General features: G+C 56.1%; 18 protein-coding genes and 1 riboswitch. Of the genes, 15 read left to right on the top strand and 3 right to left on the bottom strand.

Features of this window, described 5'->3' with window-relative positions; genetic code table 11:
• Nucleotides 1-26 precede the first annotated feature (26 nt).
• The 9 genes from MHI24_RS09520 (at nucleotide 27) to MHI24_RS09480 (ending at nucleotide 8876) form a co-directional block, all read left to right on the top strand.
• The gene (locus MHI24_RS09520; RefSeq protein ID WP_340025387.1) at nucleotides 27-1370 is read left to right on the top strand and encodes an anaerobic C4-dicarboxylate transporter; all 1344 of its coding nucleotides are present in this window, start codon (nucleotides 27-29) and stop codon (nucleotides 1368-1370) included.
• A gap of 60 nt (nucleotides 1371-1430) precedes the next feature.
• Nucleotides 1431-2258 (top strand): sugar phosphate isomerase/epimerase family protein, encoded by an 828-nt coding sequence (locus tag MHI24_RS09515; protein ID WP_340025386.1) that lies wholly within the window; start codon nucleotides 1431-1433, stop codon nucleotides 2256-2258.
• 40 nt (nucleotides 2259-2298) lie between these two features.
• Nucleotides 2299-2712 carry a cupin gene (locus MHI24_RS09510; RefSeq protein WP_340025385.1) on the top strand — a complete coding sequence of 138 codons (414 nt, stop codon included), beginning with the start codon at nucleotides 2299-2301 and terminating at the stop codon, nucleotides 2710-2712.
• A gap of 227 nt (nucleotides 2713-2939) precedes the next feature.
• Nucleotides 2940-3680, top strand: a complete 741-nt coding sequence (locus MHI24_RS09505; RefSeq protein ID WP_340025384.1) for a UTRA domain-containing protein — start codon at nucleotides 2940-2942, stop codon at nucleotides 3678-3680.
• 445 nt (nucleotides 3681-4125) lie between these two features.
• Entirely contained in the window at nucleotides 4126-4911 is a 786-nt protein-coding gene (gene frlD, locus MHI24_RS09500) for a fructoselysine 6-kinase (RefSeq protein ID WP_340025383.1), read from the top strand.
• Nucleotides 4912-4948: 37 nt separating this feature from the next.
• Complete coding sequence (locus MHI24_RS09495; protein WP_340025382.1) at nucleotides 4949-5821, top strand: amidohydrolase family protein; 873 nt, start codon at nucleotides 4949-4951, stop codon at nucleotides 5819-5821.
• Complete coding sequence (locus tag MHI24_RS09490; protein ID WP_340025381.1) at nucleotides 5809-6237, top strand: secondary thiamine-phosphate synthase enzyme YjbQ; 429 nt, start codon at nucleotides 5809-5811, stop codon at nucleotides 6235-6237. The genes MHI24_RS09495 and MHI24_RS09490 overlap by 13 nt, the downstream gene beginning before the upstream one ends.
• Before the next feature lie 132 nt (nucleotides 6238-6369).
• Nucleotides 6370-7374 carry an SIS domain-containing protein gene (locus tag MHI24_RS09485; RefSeq protein WP_340025380.1) on the top strand — a complete coding sequence of 335 codons (1005 nt, stop codon included), beginning with the start codon at nucleotides 6370-6372 and terminating at the stop codon, nucleotides 7372-7374.
• Nucleotides 7375-8096: 722 nt separating this feature from the next.
• Nucleotides 8097-8876 carry a glucose 1-dehydrogenase gene (locus MHI24_RS09480; RefSeq protein WP_340025379.1) on the top strand — a complete coding sequence of 260 codons (780 nt, stop codon included), beginning with the start codon at nucleotides 8097-8099 and terminating at the stop codon, nucleotides 8874-8876.
• 138 nt (nucleotides 8877-9014) lie between these two features.
• Here MHI24_RS09480 and hpt read toward each other — a convergent pair whose 3' ends face one another.
• The 3 genes from hpt to MHI24_RS09465 are packed head-to-tail and all read right to left on the bottom strand — an operon-like array spanning nucleotide 9015 to nucleotide 11664.
• Nucleotides 9015-9542 carry a hypoxanthine phosphoribosyltransferase gene (gene hpt, locus MHI24_RS09475; RefSeq protein ID WP_340025378.1) on the bottom strand — a complete coding sequence of 176 codons (528 nt, stop codon included), beginning with the start codon at nucleotides 9540-9542 and terminating at the stop codon, nucleotides 9015-9017.
• A 29-nt stretch (nucleotides 9543-9571) separates the two neighbouring features.
• A complete protein-coding gene (locus tag MHI24_RS09470) occupies nucleotides 9572-11086 on the bottom strand; it encodes an IMP dehydrogenase (RefSeq protein WP_340025377.1) in 1515 nt (504 codons plus the stop codon).
• Between the two features lie 17 nt (nucleotides 11087-11103).
• Nucleotides 11104-11664 (bottom strand): phosphoribosyltransferase, encoded by a 561-nt coding sequence (locus MHI24_RS09465; RefSeq protein WP_340025376.1) that lies wholly within the window; start codon nucleotides 11662-11664, stop codon nucleotides 11104-11106.
• Nucleotides 11665-11786: 122 nt separating this feature from the next.
• A riboswitch (purine riboswitch) is annotated at nucleotides 11787-11889 on the bottom strand.
• Between the two features lie 494 nt (nucleotides 11890-12383).
• Between MHI24_RS09465 and hemA the strand changes: the two genes are divergently transcribed.
• The 6 genes from hemA (at nucleotide 12384) to hemB (ending at nucleotide 19085) form a co-directional block, all read left to right on the top strand.
• Nucleotides 12384-13775, top strand: coding sequence for a glutamyl-tRNA reductase (gene hemA / locus MHI24_RS09460; protein ID WP_340025375.1), 1392 nt, complete (start codon nucleotides 12384-12386; stop codon nucleotides 13773-13775).
• 5 nt (nucleotides 13776-13780) lie between these two features.
• Complete coding sequence (ccsA, locus tag MHI24_RS09455; RefSeq protein ID WP_340025374.1) at nucleotides 13781-14608, top strand: cytochrome c biogenesis protein CcsA; 828 nt, start codon at nucleotides 13781-13783, stop codon at nucleotides 14606-14608.
• Between the two features lie 5 nt (nucleotides 14609-14613).
• Nucleotides 14614-15261, top strand: coding sequence for a bifunctional precorrin-2 dehydrogenase/sirohydrochlorin ferrochelatase (locus MHI24_RS09450; protein WP_340025373.1), 648 nt, complete (start codon nucleotides 14614-14616; stop codon nucleotides 15259-15261).
• A gap of 129 nt (nucleotides 15262-15390) precedes the next feature.
• A complete protein-coding gene (hemC, locus tag MHI24_RS09445) occupies nucleotides 15391-16338 on the top strand; it encodes a hydroxymethylbilane synthase (protein WP_340025372.1) in 948 nt (315 codons plus the stop codon).
• Between the two features lie 93 nt (nucleotides 16339-16431).
• The gene (cobA, locus tag MHI24_RS09440; RefSeq protein ID WP_340025371.1) at nucleotides 16432-17979 is read left to right on the top strand and encodes a uroporphyrinogen-III C-methyltransferase; all 1548 of its coding nucleotides are present in this window, start codon (nucleotides 16432-16434) and stop codon (nucleotides 17977-17979) included.
• Between the two features lie 107 nt (nucleotides 17980-18086).
• Nucleotides 18087-19085 carry a porphobilinogen synthase gene (gene hemB, locus MHI24_RS09435; protein WP_340025370.1) on the top strand — a complete coding sequence of 333 codons (999 nt, stop codon included), beginning with the start codon at nucleotides 18087-18089 and terminating at the stop codon, nucleotides 19083-19085.
• The last annotated feature ends 1 nt before the right edge of the window (nucleotide 19086 follow it).

Genomic DNA, 19086 nt, shown 5'->3' with positions numbered 1-19086 from the left:
AGTACAAACATAAAAGGGGACTTTCTATGTTCTGGTTTGAACTATTAATTATCTTCCTGCTTATTTTCTTTGGTGCCAGAGTCGGAGATGTGTTCATGGGACTGTTGGGCGGCGTGGGTGTGGCGATCTTCGTCTTCCTGTTCAAGGTGCAGCCTTCTTCGCCTCCTGTGGACGTTATGCTTATCATCCTGGCCGTCGTGCTGGCCGCCTCGGCGCTCCAGTCTTCGGGCGGTCTGAATTTCCTGGTCCATGTAGCGGAGAAAATGCTGCACAGGTCGCCGAAGAATGTCACTATTGTCGCTCCGGTGATCTGCTGGCTGTTCACCTTCCTGTCCGGTACAGGGCATGTTGTCTATAGTCTGCTGCCGATTATCAACAAGCTGGCAATCGACAGCGGCATCCGGCCGGAACGTCCGATCTCCAACAGTATTATTGCATCGCAGCAGGCCATCACCTGCTCGCCGGTATCGGCGGCGACCGCTGCCATGCTGGGTCTTATGGCACCGTTCGGCGTGGACCTCGGTACCATTCTGATCATCGCTATTCCGTCCACACTGCTCGGGGTCATTGCAAGCGCTCTCCTGACCATCCGCAAAGGCAAGGAACTGGCGGATGATCCCGAATATCAGCGCAGGCTGGCTGAAGGTCTGATGGATGAAGGGCTGGGCGAACCTGCTCCGTCCAAGCAGCAGGAGAAGCAAGAGCCGCAAGCGGCGTCCAAAGGCGCGCGGGCCGCAGTTATTCTGTTCCTGCTCGGCGTACTGTCGATTGTAGTGCTTGGTTTGTTCAGTGAGCTGCGCCCGTCCTGGACTGTAGACGGTACGACCACGGTTCTGTCGATGGCCCATACGATTGAAATTGTGATGCTCGTCTGCGCTTCCCTGATTATTATCGTCTGCAAGCCGCAGATCGAGTCGATTCTGAACGGCTCTATTTTCCGGGCGGGGGCTCTGGCTATGGTCTGTGCGTTCGGTCTGGCCTGGATGAGCAGCACGTTCATCGGCGGACAGACGGAGTTCATTCAAGAGCATGTTGCTTCTATCGTAAATAGCCAGCCTTGGATGCTCGCAGTCATTATGTTCATTGTTGCCGCGCTTACGACTAGCCAAGGCGCAACCACGCTGATTATGATTCCGATTGCCATTGCGCTTAATCTGCCGACCTATATCATTATCGGAGCCTGGATGGCGGTTAACGCGAACTTCTTCCTGCCGGTGTCAGCCCAGTGTCTGGCCGCAATTTCCTTCGATACCGCAGGCACCACCAAGATCGGCAAATATGTGCTGAATCACAGCTTCATGACGCCGGGTATGATCAACATTGTTATATCTGTCGTGACGGCAACGCTTCTGGGAAGCTTCCTTATATAATTGGGAGCCCATTAAGACATGAAATGAACATTATCAGTCACAAGGAGGAGTTAGACAACTATGATACAGCTAGATCAGGTCGCTGCCGCTAATTTTCATTACAAACGGTATTCCCTGGAGTATTTCCTGGACTCTGCTGCCCGGCTGGGCTTCAAGAACATTGAGCTGTGGGCGTCAGGCCCCCACTTCCACCTGGACTATTACACACCGCAGATGGTTCGGGACCTGAAGCAGAAGATTAGAGACCGCGGGCTGAAGGTGATCTGCTTCACACCTGAGCAGAGCGTCTATCCGATCAGCATCAGCCATCCCGACCCGGCATACCGCAAGGCCAGCGTCGAGTTCTTCCAGCGGCATATTGAAGCGGCGGTGGAGCTGGATTGCGACCAGATGCTGGTGACTACGGGTCTGGCTTATCTGGATGCGGATGATCAGGAGATGTGGAAATGGATCAGGGAATCGCTTGGGGAGATCTGTAAAACCGCCGAACGGGAGGGCGTGAAGCTGCCGCTCGAAGCGTTCACCTCATTCTCGACCCATGTGTTCAATTCGGCAGCGCATATTGCCAGAATGATTGAGGAAGTGGGCAGTCCGAACCTGAAGGGGCTGGCGGATACGGATGTGATGGCGACAACCGGCAAAGACACGATCCATGACTTCATCCGGGATCTGGGCAGCAATATGACCTATGTGCATTTCGTGGACGGCAACCCCGGCGGCCATCTTGTTCCCGGAGAAGGTAAGCTGCCGATGGAAGAGGCACTTCAGGCATTACAGGATTGCGGATACAAGGGGTATCTGGGTCTGGAGCTGCTGGACCGGAGATATGTGCTGGAGCCTGAGCAGGCGATGCGGGATTCCCTGGCCTGGTTCAAGCAGCGGCTGTAGCAGGAAGAATCATCTATAATGAAGGGGGAAGATAGTTAAGATGAAAGCGGATATTTATGAATATGAAGGTGTAGGCATTCAGACGGTCTACAAGAATGAGGAATGGCTCGTCTGCATCAAGAACTGGAAGCCGGATAATGACATTGACGGTCTGCACCGGCTGGAGGTGCATCTGGAGACCGATGAGCAGTTCATTCCGATCCACGGCCGGAGCATTCTGCTGGCGGCAGAGCGCAAGGACGGCAAGTTCGATATTGAGCTGACCGAGATGGAGCCGGGAAAAGTGTACAATATTCCGAAGAACACCTGGTTCTATACCATTGTCGAAAAGGATGCCAAGCTTGCTTACGTACAGCATGCCAATACCTCGAATGACAATAGCGAATACTGCGAGCTGTCGGAGTCTGAGCTGGCGGATGTGCAGGCGAGAGCGCGCAAGCTCTGGAAGCTGTAAGAGAGAATTAGGCTTTACGACGGATTGGCGGGTTACTGCCTGCTTCCGCCTGCCGCGGCATCTAGCTTTATTATTCATCTAACAACTCGAAAACTTCGGGTTGTTTGTTGTGGCTTCTGTTTTTATTTTCTTATTGTGCAGTGTATGTTACTATGATAACAATTAACGAACAATATATATAACAACATATGACATGATAGAGGATCAAGACATAAAAGGAGCCGCAGATGAAATTAAATGTATCCAGTCAAAGTCCGCTCTACCTGCAATTGAAGCAGGTCATTAAAGAGGACATTCAACGAGGCGTCTATAAACCGGGCCAGAAGCTGCCCCCGGAAGCTGAGATCGGCAGTACCTACGGTGTCAGCCGGATTACGGTACGCCGGGCCATCACCGATCTGGTGGAGGAGGGGGTGCTGCACAGCCAGCAGGGCAAAGGCAGCTATGTACGTGAGCTGAAGGAGAAGCGGGAGCTGATCTCGGTCGGCAGCTTTTCCGACATGACTATGGCCTCCGGGAAGACACCGAGCGCACAGATTCTGTCCAATATGGTGATTACAGCCGATGAGAAGCTGGCGGAGACCTTCCGCATCAAGCCCGGCGACCCGGTGCTGAAGCTGCAGCGGCTGCTGTTCATTGACAATGAGCCGTTTATCATCGAGCACTCTTATTTCCACCTGGGCCTGATGCCGGAGTTCGAGAAGTTTATCGGCGAGTCGCCCTCCACGTACCAGATCATGAAGAAGCGTTACGATATCGAGCCCACGTATTCCGAGAAGACGCTTGAGGTCATTCTGGCTACAGAGTTTGAGTGCCGGCTGTTCCATTGTGACCGGGGGACCCCGCTCTATCAGATTGACAAGATTACCTATGACGATCAGGACCGGCGGCTTCATTATTCGCAGTCGGTCTATCTGGCCAGCAAGGTGATCTTCACGATCAACACCGGCAAGCGCGGTCAAGACTAGTACAGCATCAGATTTACGACTGTAAGAATGAACCTCAGCAGTGTTACTCTTACATTCAAATTACATTAGATTCTATTTCAAAGCTTTTTTTGCAGCATTCTATTGTACAAAATACAGTTACTATTGTTCCGGCGCCTACAGCATACGAAAGACTGTTGGGTGAATGAGACGCTGGCTCGTTAAGGTGCGATCTCGGCCATATTCATAATATTAACTCTGACCCTGTACTAGGCATTACATGACAATTAATTTGTACCGGAGAACATTTCATAATCCCGTTCTGCTTCAGTCTGTACAAGCTGAAGCGGAACGGGATTATTAGTGTCTGAAAATATTTACATTGTCGTTTTCATTGACTTGCTATCGCCTAGATGGTATACATTATAATATGACAACATATACAATCTTATTTCTTATGCTGTCTTACTAAGAATGGGGGGACAATATGCGGGTTGCAGGTGTGGGCTTCTGTTGTATTGACGTATATGAGAACTTGAACCGGTTATATCCGACGGGGAACAGCGTCGATTTCGTCATTCACATGAGCCGGTTAGGTGCAGAAGCGTCTATGGTCAGCGTAGTGGGCGGCGATTCCTATGGAACTCTGATGATAGACAAGCTTCGTGAGGAACGGGTTGATGTCTCGCACATGCATACACAGGAAGAAGGGCAGACCGCTATCTTCCGCATGGATCTGAACGGCAACGACAGAGTGCATAAGGAGAAGGTCGAGGGCGTAATGGGCAGCTTCAGCTTAACCGCAGCCGATGTGGACTTCATCACCGGACATCAGGCGATCCATACGAATCTGTCAGGCCGGATTGACCACCATCTGGCAGGTCTCCGCAGCCGCGGCATCCAGGTGATCTATGACTTCTCTACGCGGACGAGCCGCGAGATCGCCGGGCCAATCCTGCCCGATACCGATTATGCCTTCTTCTCTTATGTTCAAGAGGACGACAAAATGGAAGCGTTTATCCGCTGGGCGCACTCGCTGGGTCCGCGTATCGTGGTCGTGACCTTGGGCGAGGCAGGCAGTGTAGCCTTTGACGGCGAGCGCTTCTACCGGGAAGGCATCGTGCCGGCTGAAGTGGTCAACACGGTCGGTGCAGGCGATTCCTTCTGCGCAGGCTTCATGTACGGGCAGCTCAGCGGCTGGACGATCCAGGAGTCCCTGAAGCAAGGTGCAAGAACGGCGGCAGAGGTCATATCCAGCTTTGAACCCTATTAACCGGCCACTTCAGGCCGGAGGAAAGGCGGAAGAACCGTTGATTATTGATGTGCATACCCACCCGATTTTGTATAAGGCAATCAGTGAAGACAAAGAGGTACTTAATTACCGCAAAGAGCAGTTCGGCATCTTCAAGCAATCTCCCAGTCCCCTTGAATCTGTGCTGCAGGAAATGGACTATAACGGCATTGACCGCTCCATCCTGCTCCCTCTTGACCTCACGACACAGAGCGGCGGCTGGATTGTGACCAATGAGGATGTGAAGCAGATTGTTGATCTCGCCCCGGACCGGTTCATTGGCTTCGCCAGTGTTGACCCGCACCGCAGCGATGCTGCTGAGGTTCTGGAGCATGTCTTCCGTGACCTGGGGCTGAAGGGGCTGAAGCTGCATCCGTCCAAGCAGAAGTTCTATCCTCAGGATGAGTTCATGAAGCCGCTCTATGAGCTGTGCCTGAAGTACAACAGACCTATCCTGTTCCATGCCGGGATGAGCTGGGAGCCGGATGCCCCGGCCAAATATTCGCACCCGCTGCATTTCGAGGAGGTTGCAATTGCATACCCGGATCTGCGCATGTGCCTCGCCCATTTCGGCTGGCCCTGGGTCCATGACACGGTGATGCTGCTGCTGAAATATCCGAATGTGTTCACGGACACTTCACTGCTCCATATGGATAACGCCCTGGATTTCTACAAGCAGGTGTTCAAAACGAACATGGGTCCCCTGTGGATCGAACGCAATCTGAACGATAAGGTAATGTTCGGCACGAACAGCCCCCGCTTCAAAGCTAAAAGGCTGCTGCCGGCACTGAAGGCGATGGAATTCAGACCTAAGACGCTGGAGAAGATTCTCGGCGGCAACGCCCAGGTCTTCCTGGGAGAAAGGGGGAATGATCGGCCATGGTTAAATTAAAGACGCTTGTCATCCGGTCGCAGGCAGAGTTCCAAATGATCAAGATTACGGAGGAAATCCGTGCTTTTATAGCGGAGTGCGGCGTGCAGAACGGGCTTGCTGCGGTGATCTCTGCGCATACGACAACCGGCATCATGATTAACGAAGGTCTGGAGTGCGTGGAGACCGATATCGAGGAGCTGCTGGAGCGCCTAGCGCCAAAAGACTTCCCGTATGCCCATGCCCACTTCCTCCCTTCTTACGGGGCTACGGGCAGCAACTCTCCTTCGCATCTGAAATCGATGATCTCCGGCAACAGCTGCCTGTTCGTGGTCCAAGACGGGCAGATGATCTCCGGCGATGCGCAGGATGTCTATCTGGCGGAATTTGACGGGCCCAAGAGCCGTAAGGTGTATATTCAGGTGATTGGGGAGTAGACGGTGTTTGATGCGGAGTGGATGGGAGACGGACATGTTGTCCGCAAGAAAAGGACTTGACTTTTTGCATCAAAAAATGTATAAGAATATATAAGACAACATATAACAAGTTAAAACTAGGAGGACTTATTCATGAGTGTAGCAAACGTACTGCAAACTGCGAAAGATCAAGTGGACCAGATTCTGGAGGCCTACAAAACAAGAACGATTAACCGCGTATTCCTGGTAGCCTGCGGCGGCTCCTCCGCCCTGATGTACCCGAGCAAATATCTCATCGACCAAGAATCTGCTTCCATCACAGCCGAGGTATATAACTCCAATGAGTTCATCTACCGCAATCCGGCAAGTCTCGGCGAGAATTCACTGGTCATCCTCTGCTCCCACAAGGGCAAGACGCCGGAGACCACCGAAGCAGCCAAATTCGCCAAGGGCAAAGGCGCGCTGACCGTCTCGCTGATGTATGTGGAAACTGCGCCGCTGGCTGATGAGTCCGACTACATTGTGAACTATAGCTGGGCGCCTCCAGGCGAGCTGGACCCGCACCCGGAAATCGCCAACTACGCGATCCTGTACCGCCTGACGATGGGTCTGCTGTATGTTAAGGAAGGCAACAAGAAGTATGAGCAATTGCTGAACAGCCTGCCGCATCTGGACGCTGTCATGAAGTCGATCAAGACGAACTACACCGCTCCAGCCAAAGAATTCGCCGCCGAGTACAAAGACGAGTCCGTGATCTACACCATGGCCAGCGGTTCTAATTACGGCATCGCCTACTCGTTCGCCATCTGTATCCTGATGGAGATGCAATGGATCAACTCCCATGCGATTCACGCCGGTGAATTCTTCCACGGACCTTTCGAGATTCTCGACAAAAAAATGCCGTTCATCCTGCTGATGGGCCTGGACGACACCCGTCCGATGGAAGAACGCGCCCTGAAGTTCCTGAAGGAGCATGGAGAGAAGTTCCTCGTACTCGACGCCAAAGAGCTGGACTGGGCCGGCGTAGACGAAGAGATGAAGGGCTTCCTGGCCCCGCTTGCACTGAATTTTATCCTGCGTGTCTATGCCGTTGAGCTAGCCGCAGCCCGCAAGCACCCGCTGGAGCACCGCCGTTACATGTTCAAGGTTCCTTATTAAGGAATAGGGGAAGCGTAGGATTTCACCGAGAGTAAGCAACAAGAGTACCGTAGCTTATGGAAAATGAAGCGGCGGATCTGCAGAGCACCAAGCTTTGCGGGTCCGCCGCTTTGTGCGTGTATTTGCAGGCGGGAGGGGCGCGGGGCGGTTGTATGCGGAAAAACGAACATATTTGGCCGGAAGGGGGTGTGTGGGCAAGGGTAAGTGGACGGATGTTATCGAAAAACCGATCACATTCCGCAGGGTGGTGCTGTGCGGACCAAATGTAATCGAAAAAGCGATCACATTACGCTGGGCGGTGGTGTGCGGACCAAATGTAATCGAAAAACCGATCACATTCCGCGGGGTGGTGCTGTGCGGACCAAATGTAATCGAAAAAGCGACTACATTACGTCGGCTGGTGGGGTGTGGGCCAAATGTAATCGAAAAAGCGAATACAATGTGCAAGTGTGACCGAAGAGGGGCTAATGTGTGTGAAAAACCGAATACAATGTGTAAGCATGAAGGTGTGTAGCATATGTGCGGCACTGGCGAACCTCTGAGTAAGCATAAAAATAATACTTTACCGTTCGTTCTCAAATGTGCTAAGATGGCAAATATCAAGGAATTATTTTTTTTGACAATATTAGAACGAACGGTCTCGAAATAGTCTGGCGGAGCAGTTCTGCAGACGGGCGTTAGACGAACATTAGACGAACATTACAAGTGGAGGAGTGTTAACGATGGGGAAGCTTGACGGGAAGGTTGCTCTGATTACAGGGGGGAACAGCGGGATCGGGTTAGCGGCGGCGAAATTGTTCGTGGCTGAAGGAGCTAAGGTGGTCATTACCGGCCGCAATCCGGTATCGTTGCAGGCGGCGCTGACGGAGCTGGGCGCGGAGCAGGCCCGTGCGGTCCAGGGCAATGTGGCAGATCCAGGCAGCGCTGTACAGGCTGTTAATACAGCCATAGAAGCGTTCGGCAGACTGGATGTCGTCTACGCGAATGCAGGCATCGCCGGCTCGACACCGCTTGGCGGCACAGAGCTGGCTGCCTTCGAGGAAGTGCTGCGCGTCAATGTGACCGGTGTCTTCTTCACCGTGCAGGCAGCCCTTCCCCACCTGAAGGCAGGGGCTTCGGTCATTCTGACCGGCTCGGTGCTGGCCAAGGCCGGAAGACCCGGCAATGCGGCTTATGCCGCGAGCAAAGGGGCGGTCAGCAGCATGACCAAGGTGCTGGCCTCCGAGCTGTCGCCGCTGGGCATCCGGGTCAACAATATCGCGCCCGGTGTAACCCGGACACCGATCTGGGGACAGGCAGCGATGGAGCACTGGAAGCAGGCAGAAGCAGGCATGTCGCTGTCGATTCCGCTGGGCCGTGCCGGGGAGCCGGAGGAAGTGGCCAGAGTGGCGCTGTTCCTGGCCTCTGATGATTCGTCTTATATCCAGGGCGCAGATATCGCTGTAGATGGAGGCGCAGGCAGCTCGCCGCTGGGTGCGCCGGTATACCGGCGGAATGCGTAAGAGGCCCAAGGCAAGAAAAAGCGCAAGCAAATAGCCTGCACACGAAGCACCCGCAAGGGTGCTTTTTGCGTAGGCTAAGGGGAGGGCATGGCAAGTGAGAGAATAGGGATTAGACGGATGGTACGGAAGCGGAAGGCATTATTCCCCGGTCTTCACAATCCAGACCTCCGGCAGGTTGCGGTACTGCTCGGCATAATCCAGTCCATAGCCGACGACGAATTCGTCGGGAATATCGATCCCGCTGTAGTCAATCGGGACATCGACCAGTCGGCGGGAAGGCTTGCTGAGGATGGTGCAGATCCGCACGCTGGCCGCTTCGCGCAGGGCGAACAGCTCCTTCAGATGCTGAAGGGTCAGGCCGGTGTCGATCAGGTCCTCAACGAGCAGAACATGCTTGCCGCGGATATCCAGGTCGATATCCTTCTTGATCGTAATGACGCCGGAGGAGGTGGAGCTGGCGCCGTAGCTGGACACGGACATATAGTCGACTCCCACCGGAAAAGTAATCTCGCGCATCAGGTCAGACATAAATACCGCGCCGCCCTTCAGAATGCCGACCAGCACCAGTTCCTTCCCTGCGTAGTCACGCGAGATCTCCGCGCCCAGCTCCTTTACGCGCTGCTGAAGCTGTTCTTTGCTTACCAGAACCTTAGTAATTTCTGTCATTGTTGACGCTCCTTATGGTGCAGGACGGATCAGGAGGATGATCTGTCCTTTTCCTTAAGCATAACATCATGGGCGCCTCCTTCAAAGATCGTTGTGGAGGAGACCAAGGTAATCTTCGCCTTTTGTTGCAGCTCCGGGATGGTCAGAGCGCCGCAGTTGCACATGGTGGATTTGATTTTGCTGATGCTGATATCCAGATTGTCCTTCAGCCGGCCGGCATAAGGAATGAAGGAGTCAACCCCCTCCTCGAATTCAAGCTTGCTCTTCTTGTCATCATTGCCGAAGTCATACCGCTGCCAGTTGCGGGCCCGGCTGGAGCCTTCCCCCCAGTACTCCTTCACGAAGTTCCCGCCGACCAGCAGCTTGCGTCCCGGACTCTCATCGAACCTTGCGAAGTAGCGCCCGAGCATCACGAAGTCTGCGCCCATCGCCAGCGCCAGCACGATGTGGTAATCATGGACAATCCCGCCGTCAGAGCAGATGGGGATGTACATGCCGGTCTGCTCAAAATATTCCTGGCGGGCCGCAGCCACTTCAATCACGGAGGAAGCCTGGCCGCGGCCGATGCCCTTCTGCTCCCGCGTGATGCAGATGGAGCCGCCGCCAATGCCGACCTTGATAAAGTCCGCTCCGGCCTCGGCAAGATACAGGAAGCCCTCCTTGTCAACGACATTGCCAGCGCCAACCTTGACCTTCTCCCCGTAGGTCTCCTTAATATAGCGGAGGGTCTCCGCCTGCCATTCCGAATAGCCGTCAGAGGAGTCGATGCACAGGACATCTGCCCCGGCCTCCACCAGCGCCGGTACGCGCTCCTTATAGTCGCGGGAGTTGATGCCTGCCCCAACAATCAGCTGCTTGTTGCTGTCATGCAGCTCCAGCGGGTACTCCTGATGGCTGTCATAGTCCTTGCGGAAGACAAGATGTACCAGATGGCCGCTGGCATTCACAATCGGCAGGCAGTTCAGCTTATGGTCCCAGATAAGATCGTTGGCTTCGGTCAGGGTAGTCCCTTCAGGGGCATAGATCAGCGAGGACAAAGGAGTCATGAATTCAGTAATCGGGCAGTCCGGCGGCAGCCGGTTCTCGCGGTAATCGCGGCTGGTGACGATGCCCATCAGCTTGCCGGTCGGCTCTCCGTTGTCCGTGATGGCGATGGTGGAGTGGCCGGTGTTCGCTTTTAGTGTCAAGACATCCTGGAGGGTGTCCTCGGGCCGCAGATTGGAATCGCTGAGCACGAATCCGGCCTTGAACTTCTTGACCCGGCGGACCATCTCTGCCTGCTGCCCGATAGACTGGGAGCCGTAGATGAAGGAGATGCCGCCGCTTTTGGCCAGAGCAATCGCCATATTGTGGTCGGATACGGCCTGCATCACGGCAGAGGTCACGGGGAGGTTCATGGTCAGCGCAGGCGTCTCCCCCTGGCGGAACTTGGTGACGGGGGTTCTGAGATCTACATTGCCCGGAACGCAATCCCTGGTCGTCAGGCCGGGCACCAGCAGGAACTCGCTGAAGGTTCTTGAAGGCTGCTCATAATAGTAAGCCATTGCTTGTCACTCCCCCCTTATACATTAGAAAGAACCCGGATAGGTACACCGATGTCAGCTTCGAGCTGCCGGTAATGCCCGCCTTTGGCCAGGATGGCCTGCACCCCGACAAGCTCGATACCCATAATGGACAGTTGCCCGGCAATGCAGCGGATCGTCGCCCCGGAGCTGATCACATCATCCAGCAGCAGCACACGGTCTCCGGCGGAGAAGCCGTCAAAATAAATGTAATTCTCATTGTAAGCCGTCTCCCGTCTGACACTGATCTCGTAATTCTCATACAGCTCGGTGCTGAGGCGCAGGATATTCATCGGCTTCATCAGCTTGTAGGCCGTCAGCATTCCCCAAGTATGCCCGCCGGGCTCAGGGGAGACGATGTAGTCGAAATCCGGGAATTGACCGGTGACAGCTTCAGCCAGACTATCGGTGATCTCATGAATCAGCTCAGGGGCAATATACGTTCCGCGTTCGCCGAAGGGATAGAGCTTGAAGTCATAGGCGGTATCTTTATTTTTGTAGATCCTCACATTTCTGGCCTGGCTGATTGATTCGGTTAACCGCGCATAAGATGCACTCATTACCCTCACTCCTTCTATTAAATAGATATAAAAAAACCCCAGGGCCAGGAGGCGCAGCCCATGCAGGATACATCATCAGGAGAACGGGCCCGCAGCGGCCGTGTGTCCATCATGAATGCTCCAGTATATGACTGGCCTCTTGTAGCCTGGGGCAATTTACGGTTGCCTGTAGATACGCCCATTCCGGATTAACGGGCTTATACAAGAGTTGAAGTTATTGTTTTGTGATAAAATATGACGCTCGAACTGCGTTAGTTACTTTTAGTTATGAAAACTCATTTGAATGTCACTAAATTTGACTTAAAATTGTTTTTATCATGCTACCATCGCTGCAATGCTCTGTCAATATACATATTTGCGTTATTTATTATGACATATGTTATATACTTCGCAGTAATTTCCTCTGCAGGGGAGTGTTGTGCTGACTGGCGGAAGAAGTTTGGAGATTCGGTTACAGATGAGTAGAAATCCGGGGAACACTGTATTTTAAGCAGACAAGCAAATTGGCTGGGCTTAGTTATAGAAATTTAGGCCGTTCTTGTTTATAATTATTATTATCTGCAATTCATAAATAGTTCAAAGGTTTTGTAAAAAGCCGTATTTTGATGTGATATACTTAACACAGCGTTTTGAGATCCTGTGAAATTGATAATTATATCTGTTGATTAGAAGGAACAGTGCCTACACCAATGAATAGAGATTAGGATGGTGAACAAGCGATGCATATTGTCGTCGTTGGCCTGAATTACCGTACGGCTCCCGTAGAGGTGAGGGAACAGTTCGCTTTTGCCGAGAAGGATCTGCCGGCTGCACTTCATCAGCTGCTGCAGACGAAGAGCGTTCTGGAAGGGGTCCTTGTCGCCACCTGTAACCGGACGGAAATTTATGTGGTCGTGGACCGCCTTCATATGTGCGGTTATTTCATCCGCAGCTACATGGAGCAGTGGTTCGGTGTAAAAAGCGATGTGTTTGCACAACATATGTATATATATGAAGACGAGCAGGCGGTTGCCCACCTGATGCGTGTAACCTGCGGCCTGGATTCGATGGTGATCGGCGAGACGCAGATTCTGGGACAGGTGCGCAGCGCCTTCCTGACGGCTCAGGCTGAAGGAGCTACCGGCACCTGGTTCAACCGGCTGTTCAAGCAGGCGGTGACGCTCGGGAAGCGTGCTCACAGTGAGACCTCCATCGGCGAGAGCGCGGTCTCGGTCAGCTATGCGGCTGTGGAGCTGGGCAAGCGGATCTTCGGCATGTTCACCGGCAAAAGAGTGCTCATTCTCGGCGCCGGCAAAATGAGCGAGCTGACGGTCAAGCATCTGTACAGCAGCGGCGCGGCGGAGGTCATTGTAGCGAACCGCACATGGTCCCGTGCCGCCGAGCTGGCCGAGAAATTCTCGGGCCGGCCCAGCACGATTGAGGATGCGCTGAAGTCGCTCGATGAGGTGGACATTGTGATCAGCTCTACGGGAGCGGATGGCTATGTGCTGACGGCTGCCCAGGTTGCCGAAGGCATGAAGCGCCGCCCGTCGCGGCCGCTGTTCATGATTGATATTGCAGTGCCCCGGGATATTGACCCGGCTGCGGCCAGCGTACCGGATGTGTTCCTCTACGATATCGATGATCTGGAAGGGATTGTTGAGAGCAATCTGGAGATGCGCCGCAGCGAGGCGGCCAAGATTGAAGTAATGATTGCCGCAGAGATGGAGGAATTCCAGCTCTGGCTGAAGACGCTTGGCGTCAGACCGGTCATCCGTGCCCTCCAGGACAAGTCCAACGGCATCTATGAAGAGACGATGGACAGTCTGTTCAACAAGCTGCCCGAGCTGGATGAGCATCAGCGCAAGGTGATCCGCCGGCTGACCAAAAGCATCGTGAACCAGATGATGCATGACCCGATCAATGTCATTAAGGAAATGTCCGGCGGTAAGCAGGGAAATGAGGCTTTGGATTATTTCACTAAAATTTTTGCCCTGCAGGAGCAGCTTGGCTCCAGTCCGTCCGGCGGCAGCGCAGAGCCCGCTCCCCGGGCAGCGGATGAGCGCGCCGCCGCCAGTGAGCTGCGGGTGCCGGGAACGATGCTCGCCCCGGCGGGTCTGCTGGGCGGGTGAGCGACATGCTGTTGCTGAACGGAATATATGATGCCGCTCTGCTGCTATATGCCCTGAGCCTGCTGTTTGTTTTCTCGGATTGCCTGAAGCGCAATCCGGGCGGTAAGCGGCTAGGCACAGGGCTTCTTGCTGTTGTGGGCCTGCTTCAGCTTGCGGGCCTTGGCATCCGCTTCTCCCAGGAGGGCGGGCTGCCGATCTTCACGCCCTATGACTTCCTCTTCTGGTTCGCGTTCAGCATGGTTGTCACCTCATTCGCGGTGACTTTTACCCGCGGCGGTGAATTCACCGTCCTGCTGCTCAGCATGGCCGGCTTCAGCGTGTTCCTGCTGAACCGGGTCTGGCTGAGGGCCGAGGATCATACGCTGCAGAGCTGGAGCGCTGTGCATGGCTGGCTGGCGATGCATGTCATGCTGGCGAATCTGAGCTTTGCCGCACTGACACTGGGGACGGTATTTGCGATAATGTATTTATTCCTGCACAGCCGGCTGAAGCACAAGAAGTGGGACGACCGCATCCGCCGGCTGCCCAGCCTGGAGACGATGGATAAATATTCATTCACGGCCATCCTGGCCGGGGTCCCGCTGCTGCTGGCCTCGCTGGTGCTCGCCGGTCTGTCGATCATCGCGGAAGGGCAGACGTTCCTGTTCCAGGATACGAAGGTGCTGACTACGCTGACGGGCCTCGGCGTCTACATCGTCTACCTCATCCTGAAGGCCTCCGGCCGCAGAAGCGGGTCCGTAATGGCCCGCTGGGCGATTGCCGGGTATGGCTTCATTATCCTTAATTTCCTGCTGAACTCCTGGTCGGAGTTCCATGGGTGGGGCGGGGAGTGAGCGGGATGAGCAAGTATCTGCCGATTATGCTGGATGTGGAAGGCCGGCGGGTGGTGGTCGTTGGCGGCGGGGCGGTGGCTGCGCGCAAGGCGGCTCCGCTGCTGGATGCAGGCGCGGAGCTGGCGGTAATCAGCCCCTCGCTCAGCGGTCCGCTGGCAGCGATGGCTGACCAGGGGCGGCTGGAATGGATCAGCCGCCCGTATGCTCCCGGAGACCTTCAGGGAGCAGTCCTGGTCTACGCCGCGAGCGATGACCGAGCGGTGAATGAGGCGGTTGCAGGGGAAGCCAGGAGGCTGGGGCTCCCCTGCAATGTGGCCAGCCACGCGGAGGCTGGCAGCTTCATTACGCCCGGCGTGCTGCGCCGCGGGCGGTTGACGGTTGCGGTCTCGACCTCCGGGGCGGGACCGTCTGCTGCTGCGGAGATTACGCAGCGGATTGCGGGTTTGCTGGGCGAGGAATACGAGCCCTACCTGGATTTCCTGCATGAGCTGCGGACGGAGATTAAGCGGCTCGTGCCTGACGCAGAGACGCGCGGGCGGCTGCTGCGGCGGCTGGCGAAGCTGCCGGTGCTGCAGGAGATGCAGCAGGGCAGCTTCATCCCCTGGACACCGCAGGAGATTGAAGCCTGGGTGGCAGGCAACCGGGAGGAGTAGGCGGTGGAAGCGCCCAAAGCAGCAGCTGAGCTGGGCGTTTCCACCCCAAGCCGCTCAAAACGGGCAAACCCAGCACAATTGGGGGTAAGAGAACTGACTTGAACAGGACTGGAACAGGGGGAATGGTTCATGCGGAAGATTATAGTGGGCAGCCGGCAAAGTGCGCTGGCGCTGACGCAGACGGGGCAGGTGATTGCTGACCTGGAGCGGCTGAGCGGGGAGCATGGGTTTGCGTTTACTTTTGAGGTGCACAAAATTGTGACCAAGGGTGACCGGATTCTCGATGTTACGCTGTCCAAGGTGGGCGGCAAAGGCTTGTTCGTCAAGGAGATTGAGCAGGCGATGCTGGATAAGGTTATTGATATGGCCGTACATAGCATGAAGGATATGCCTTCCGAATTGCCGGAGGGTCTGATCAACGGGGCCGTGCCGCGGCGCAAAGATCCGCGCGACGTTCTGGTCTCAAGCAGCGGGGCGGGCCTTGACGGGCTGCCGCAGGGCGCGCGTGTGGGCACCAGCAGCCTGCGGCGCTCCAGCCAGCTGGCGGCGCTCCGGCCGGATCTGCTCATCGAGCCGGTACGCGGTAATATCGACTCCCGGCTGAAGAAGCTGGAGTGCGGCGAATACGACGCGATCCTGCTGGCAGCTGCCGGGCTGTCGCGCATGGGCTGGGAGGACCGGGTCACTTCCTACCTGCCGCCTGAGGTCTGCCTGCCCGCTGTCGGCCAGGGGGCGCTCGGCATCGAATGCCGCGAGGACGATGAGGAGCTGCGCAGGCTGCTCTCGCTGTATAATGATGAACATACGGCGCTTACCGTGGCGGCCGAGCGGACGTTCCTCGGCGCCCTGAACGGGGGCTGTCAGGTGCCGATCGGCGCTTACGCTGTCCTTGGGACGGAAGGCGAAGCCGGGCAGCCGCAGATCACGCTGACCGGCATGGTCGGAACGCCGGACGGGTCGGTGATCCTGAAGGAGACCTGCTCCGGGGATGATCCGGTGCAGGTGGGCGAAGAGGTGGCCCGCAAGCTGATTGGCCGGGGGGCGGAGAAGATTTTGGCGGATGCTAAGGAGCAGTAAATGTAGGGGAGACGGAGATAATCGCAACCCGCTGCCAAGAAGCGGCGTGCAGGACCGGAAGAGTATGTGTAAAGGGATAAGGGGATGACGGAGATGGCGGGGAAGGTATATCTGGTAGGTGCAGGCCCGGGGGATGCGAAGCTGATTACAGTGAAAGGGCTAGAGTGTATCCGCAAGGCCGATGTGCTGGTCTATGACCGGCTGGCCAGTCCAAGACTGTTGAAGTGGATGAAGCCGGGCGGGGAGAAAATATACGTCGGCAAGCTCCCGGACCGCCACACGATGAAGCAGGAGGAGATCAATCAGCTGCTGGTCGATCTCGCCTTAGAGGGCAAGACAGTGGTGCGGCTGAAGGGCGGGGACCCGGTGATTTTTGGCCGCGTGGGGGAAGAAGCGGAGCTGCTGCGCCGGCATGGCATCTACTACGAGATTGTACCGGGGATTACCTCGGCCATCAGTGTCCCGGCCTATGCCGGGATTCCGGTGACCCACCGGGAGGCGTCGTCGTCCCTGTCGATTATTACCGGACATGAGAGCCCCGATAAGCTGGATCATTCGATTCATTGGGATAAAGTAACGAACGCTACAGGCACCCTGGTGTTCCTGATGGGGGTCGCCAAAATCGGCTACATCAGCGACCAGCTCATGAAGCACGGCCGTCCGCCGGAGACCCCGGTGGCGCTGGTGCGCTGGGGAACCCGCGCCGACCAGGAGACGCTGACCGGTACGCTGGCCGACATTGCAGCGAAGGTGAAGGCGGCGGATTTCCAGCCGCCGGCGGTCATTGTGGTCGGCGATGTCGTGCTCCAGCGCGAGCATCTGATGTGGGTGGAGGCGCTGCCGCTGTTCGGCAAGCGGATTGTCGTAACGCGGGCGCGGGCGCAGGCTAGTGAGCTGGTCGACCGGATCGAGGAGCTGGGCGGCGAGCCTTACGAGTTCCCGGTCATTGAGACGGTCATGCAGCGTGATGCGGACAAGCAGGCGGAGATCGCCGCAGCGCTTGGCTCGCTTGCCTCCTATGACTGGGTATTCTTCACCAGTCCGAACGGCGTCGACTTCTTCATGCGGCATCTGACGCAGCGGAAGGCTGATATCCGCGCCCTGCACGGGGCGCGTCTCTGCGCCGTAGGACCGGGCACCGCCGCGGCGCTCGCTGAGCGCGGGCTGATTGCCGAGGAGCTGCCGGCGCGCTTCCAGGCCGAAGGGCTGATCGAGGCCTTTGGTCCGGAGCTTATGCCGGGGCAGAAGGTGCTGCTGCCGCGCGGCGATCTGGCCCGCGACTGGCTGCCTGCGAAGCTGAGGGATCTGGGGCTGGAGGTGACCGAGGTGGATACGTATGAGACGGTCATTACCGGCGAGGATGATATAGAGCTGGTGAAGCTGCTGGAAGAGAAGCGGATTCATGCCGTGACCTTCACCAGCTCATCCACGGTGCGCAATTTTCTCGGCATCCTGAAGCGGATGGGGCTGGAAGATCCGCTTGCGCTGCTGGCGGGCGTCAAGATTGCCTGCATCGGGCCGGTCACGGAGCAGACGGCTGTGGAAGCCGGACTCACCCCGGGCCTGCTCCCGGATGAGGCAACCATCGAGGGGCTGGTGCAGGAGCTTTGCCGCTGGAACGAAACCACCAGGCTCCATTAGAGAATCGGTCCGCTGGCGGGTAGAGCCATTTGCTCTGCTCTATGACCGGATTTGCAGCGGACTTGATGATGTGTGTATTTATTTACTAAACAGGAGGTTTACAGATCATGAGCTTTCCAATTACCAGACACCGCCGCTTGCGCGGTTCGGCCGGGATTCGCGGCATGGTGCGCGAGACGGTGCTGAATGTGCTGGATTTCATCCAGCCGATCTTTGTAACCTATGGAACCGGTGTGAAGAATGAGATCAGCTCCATGCCCGGCGTGTATCATTTCTCGCTGGACACCCTGAAGGCCGAGGTGGACGAGATTGCGTCGCTGGGCATTCCGGCGGTACTGCTGTTCGGCATTCCCGAGACGAAGGATGCGGTCGGCTCCTCCGGCTTCGCAGATGACGGAATTGTGCAGGAAGCCACGCGCCTGATCAAAAAGTGGCATCCCGACCTGCTGGTCGTCGCCGACACCTGCCTGTGCGAGTTCACCGACCACGGCCACTGCGGTATGGTGCATACCCATACGGTTAATGGTGTAGTGCACGGTGATGTTATCAACGATGCATCGCTGGAATTGCTTACCCGCACAGCGGTGTCACAGGCCCGGGCAGGAGCGGATATTATTGCCCCATCCAATATGATGGACGGCTTTGTGCAGGCAATCCGCGCCGGACTCGACGAGAACGGCTTCGAGCATGTGCCGATCATGTCGTATTCCGTGAAATACGCCTCCGCGTTCTACGGCCCGTTCCGGGAAGCGGCGGATTCCGCCCCGCAGTTCGGCAACCGCAAAACATACCAGATGGACCCGGCCAACCTGCGGGAAGCCATCCGCGAAGCGGATTCCGATGTGCTGGAAGGCGCGGACATGCTGATGGTGAAGCCTGCGCTGGCCTACCTCGATGTGATCCGCACCATCCGTGACCAGTTCGATCTGCCGCTCGTAGCTTACAACGTCAGCGGTGAATATTCGATGGTCAAGGCGGCGGCACAGCAGGGCTGGATCGATGAGCAGGCGGTTGTGCTGGAGATGCTGACCGGCATGAAGCGCGCCGGTGCCGATGTAATTATTACCTATTTCGCCAAGGACGCAGCCCGCTGGCTGCGCGGCTAGG

The organism is Paenibacillus sp. FSL K6-1096 (assembly GCF_037977055.1).
GTDB lineage: Bacteria > Bacillota > Bacilli > Paenibacillales > Paenibacillaceae > Paenibacillus_AQ.
The sequence above is the reverse complement of the archived record's forward strand: the minus strand, read 5'-3'. Positions and strand labels throughout refer to the sequence as shown.

What these genes read in the sequence shown, in the direction of transcription:
- MHI24_RS09520 (WP_340025387.1), top strand. Translation starts at nt 27, where the DNA reads ATGTTCTGGTTTGAACTATTAATTATCTTCCTGCTTATTTTCTTTGGT.
- MHI24_RS09515 (WP_340025386.1), top strand. Translation starts at nt 1,431, where the DNA reads ATGATACAGCTAGATCAGGTCGCTGCCGCTAATTTTCATTACAAACGG.
- MHI24_RS09490 (WP_340025381.1), top strand. Translation starts at nt 5,809, where the DNA reads ATGGTTAAATTAAAGACGCTTGTCATCCGGTCGCAGGCAGAGTTCCAA.
- hemA (WP_340025375.1), top strand. Translation starts at nt 12,384, where the DNA reads ATGCATATTGTCGTCGTTGGCCTGAATTACCGTACGGCTCCCGTAGAG.
- MHI24_RS09485 (WP_340025380.1), top strand. Translation starts at nt 6,370, where the DNA reads ATGAGTGTAGCAAACGTACTGCAAACTGCGAAAGATCAAGTGGACCAG.
- MHI24_RS09510 (WP_340025385.1), top strand. Translation starts at nt 2,299, where the DNA reads ATGAAAGCGGATATTTATGAATATGAAGGTGTAGGCATTCAGACGGTC.
- MHI24_RS09505 (WP_340025384.1), top strand. Translation starts at nt 2,940, where the DNA reads ATGAAATTAAATGTATCCAGTCAAAGTCCGCTCTACCTGCAATTGAAG.
- MHI24_RS09480 (WP_340025379.1), top strand. Translation starts at nt 8,097, where the DNA reads ATGGGGAAGCTTGACGGGAAGGTTGCTCTGATTACAGGGGGGAACAGC.
- frlD (WP_340025383.1), top strand. Translation starts at nt 4,126, where the DNA reads ATGCGGGTTGCAGGTGTGGGCTTCTGTTGTATTGACGTATATGAGAAC.
- hpt (WP_340025378.1), bottom strand. Translation starts at nt 9,542, where the DNA reads ATGACAGAAATTACTAAGGTTCTGGTAAGCAAAGAACAGCTTCAGCAG.
- ccsA (WP_340025374.1), top strand. Translation starts at nt 13,781, where the DNA reads ATGCTGTTGCTGAACGGAATATATGATGCCGCTCTGCTGCTATATGCC.
- MHI24_RS09470 (WP_340025377.1), bottom strand. Translation starts at nt 11,086, where the DNA reads ATGGCTTACTATTATGAGCAGCCTTCAAGAACCTTCAGCGAGTTCCTG.
- hemC (WP_340025372.1), top strand. Translation starts at nt 15,391, where the DNA reads ATGCGGAAGATTATAGTGGGCAGCCGGCAAAGTGCGCTGGCGCTGACG.
- MHI24_RS09450 (WP_340025373.1), top strand. Translation starts at nt 14,614, where the DNA reads ATGAGCAAGTATCTGCCGATTATGCTGGATGTGGAAGGCCGGCGGGTG.
- hemB (WP_340025370.1), top strand. Translation starts at nt 18,087, where the DNA reads ATGAGCTTTCCAATTACCAGACACCGCCGCTTGCGCGGTTCGGCCGGG.
- MHI24_RS09465 (WP_340025376.1), bottom strand. Translation starts at nt 11,664, where the DNA reads ATGAGTGCATCTTATGCGCGGTTAACCGAATCAATCAGCCAGGCCAGA.
- cobA (WP_340025371.1), top strand. Translation starts at nt 16,432, where the DNA reads ATGGCGGGGAAGGTATATCTGGTAGGTGCAGGCCCGGGGGATGCGAAG.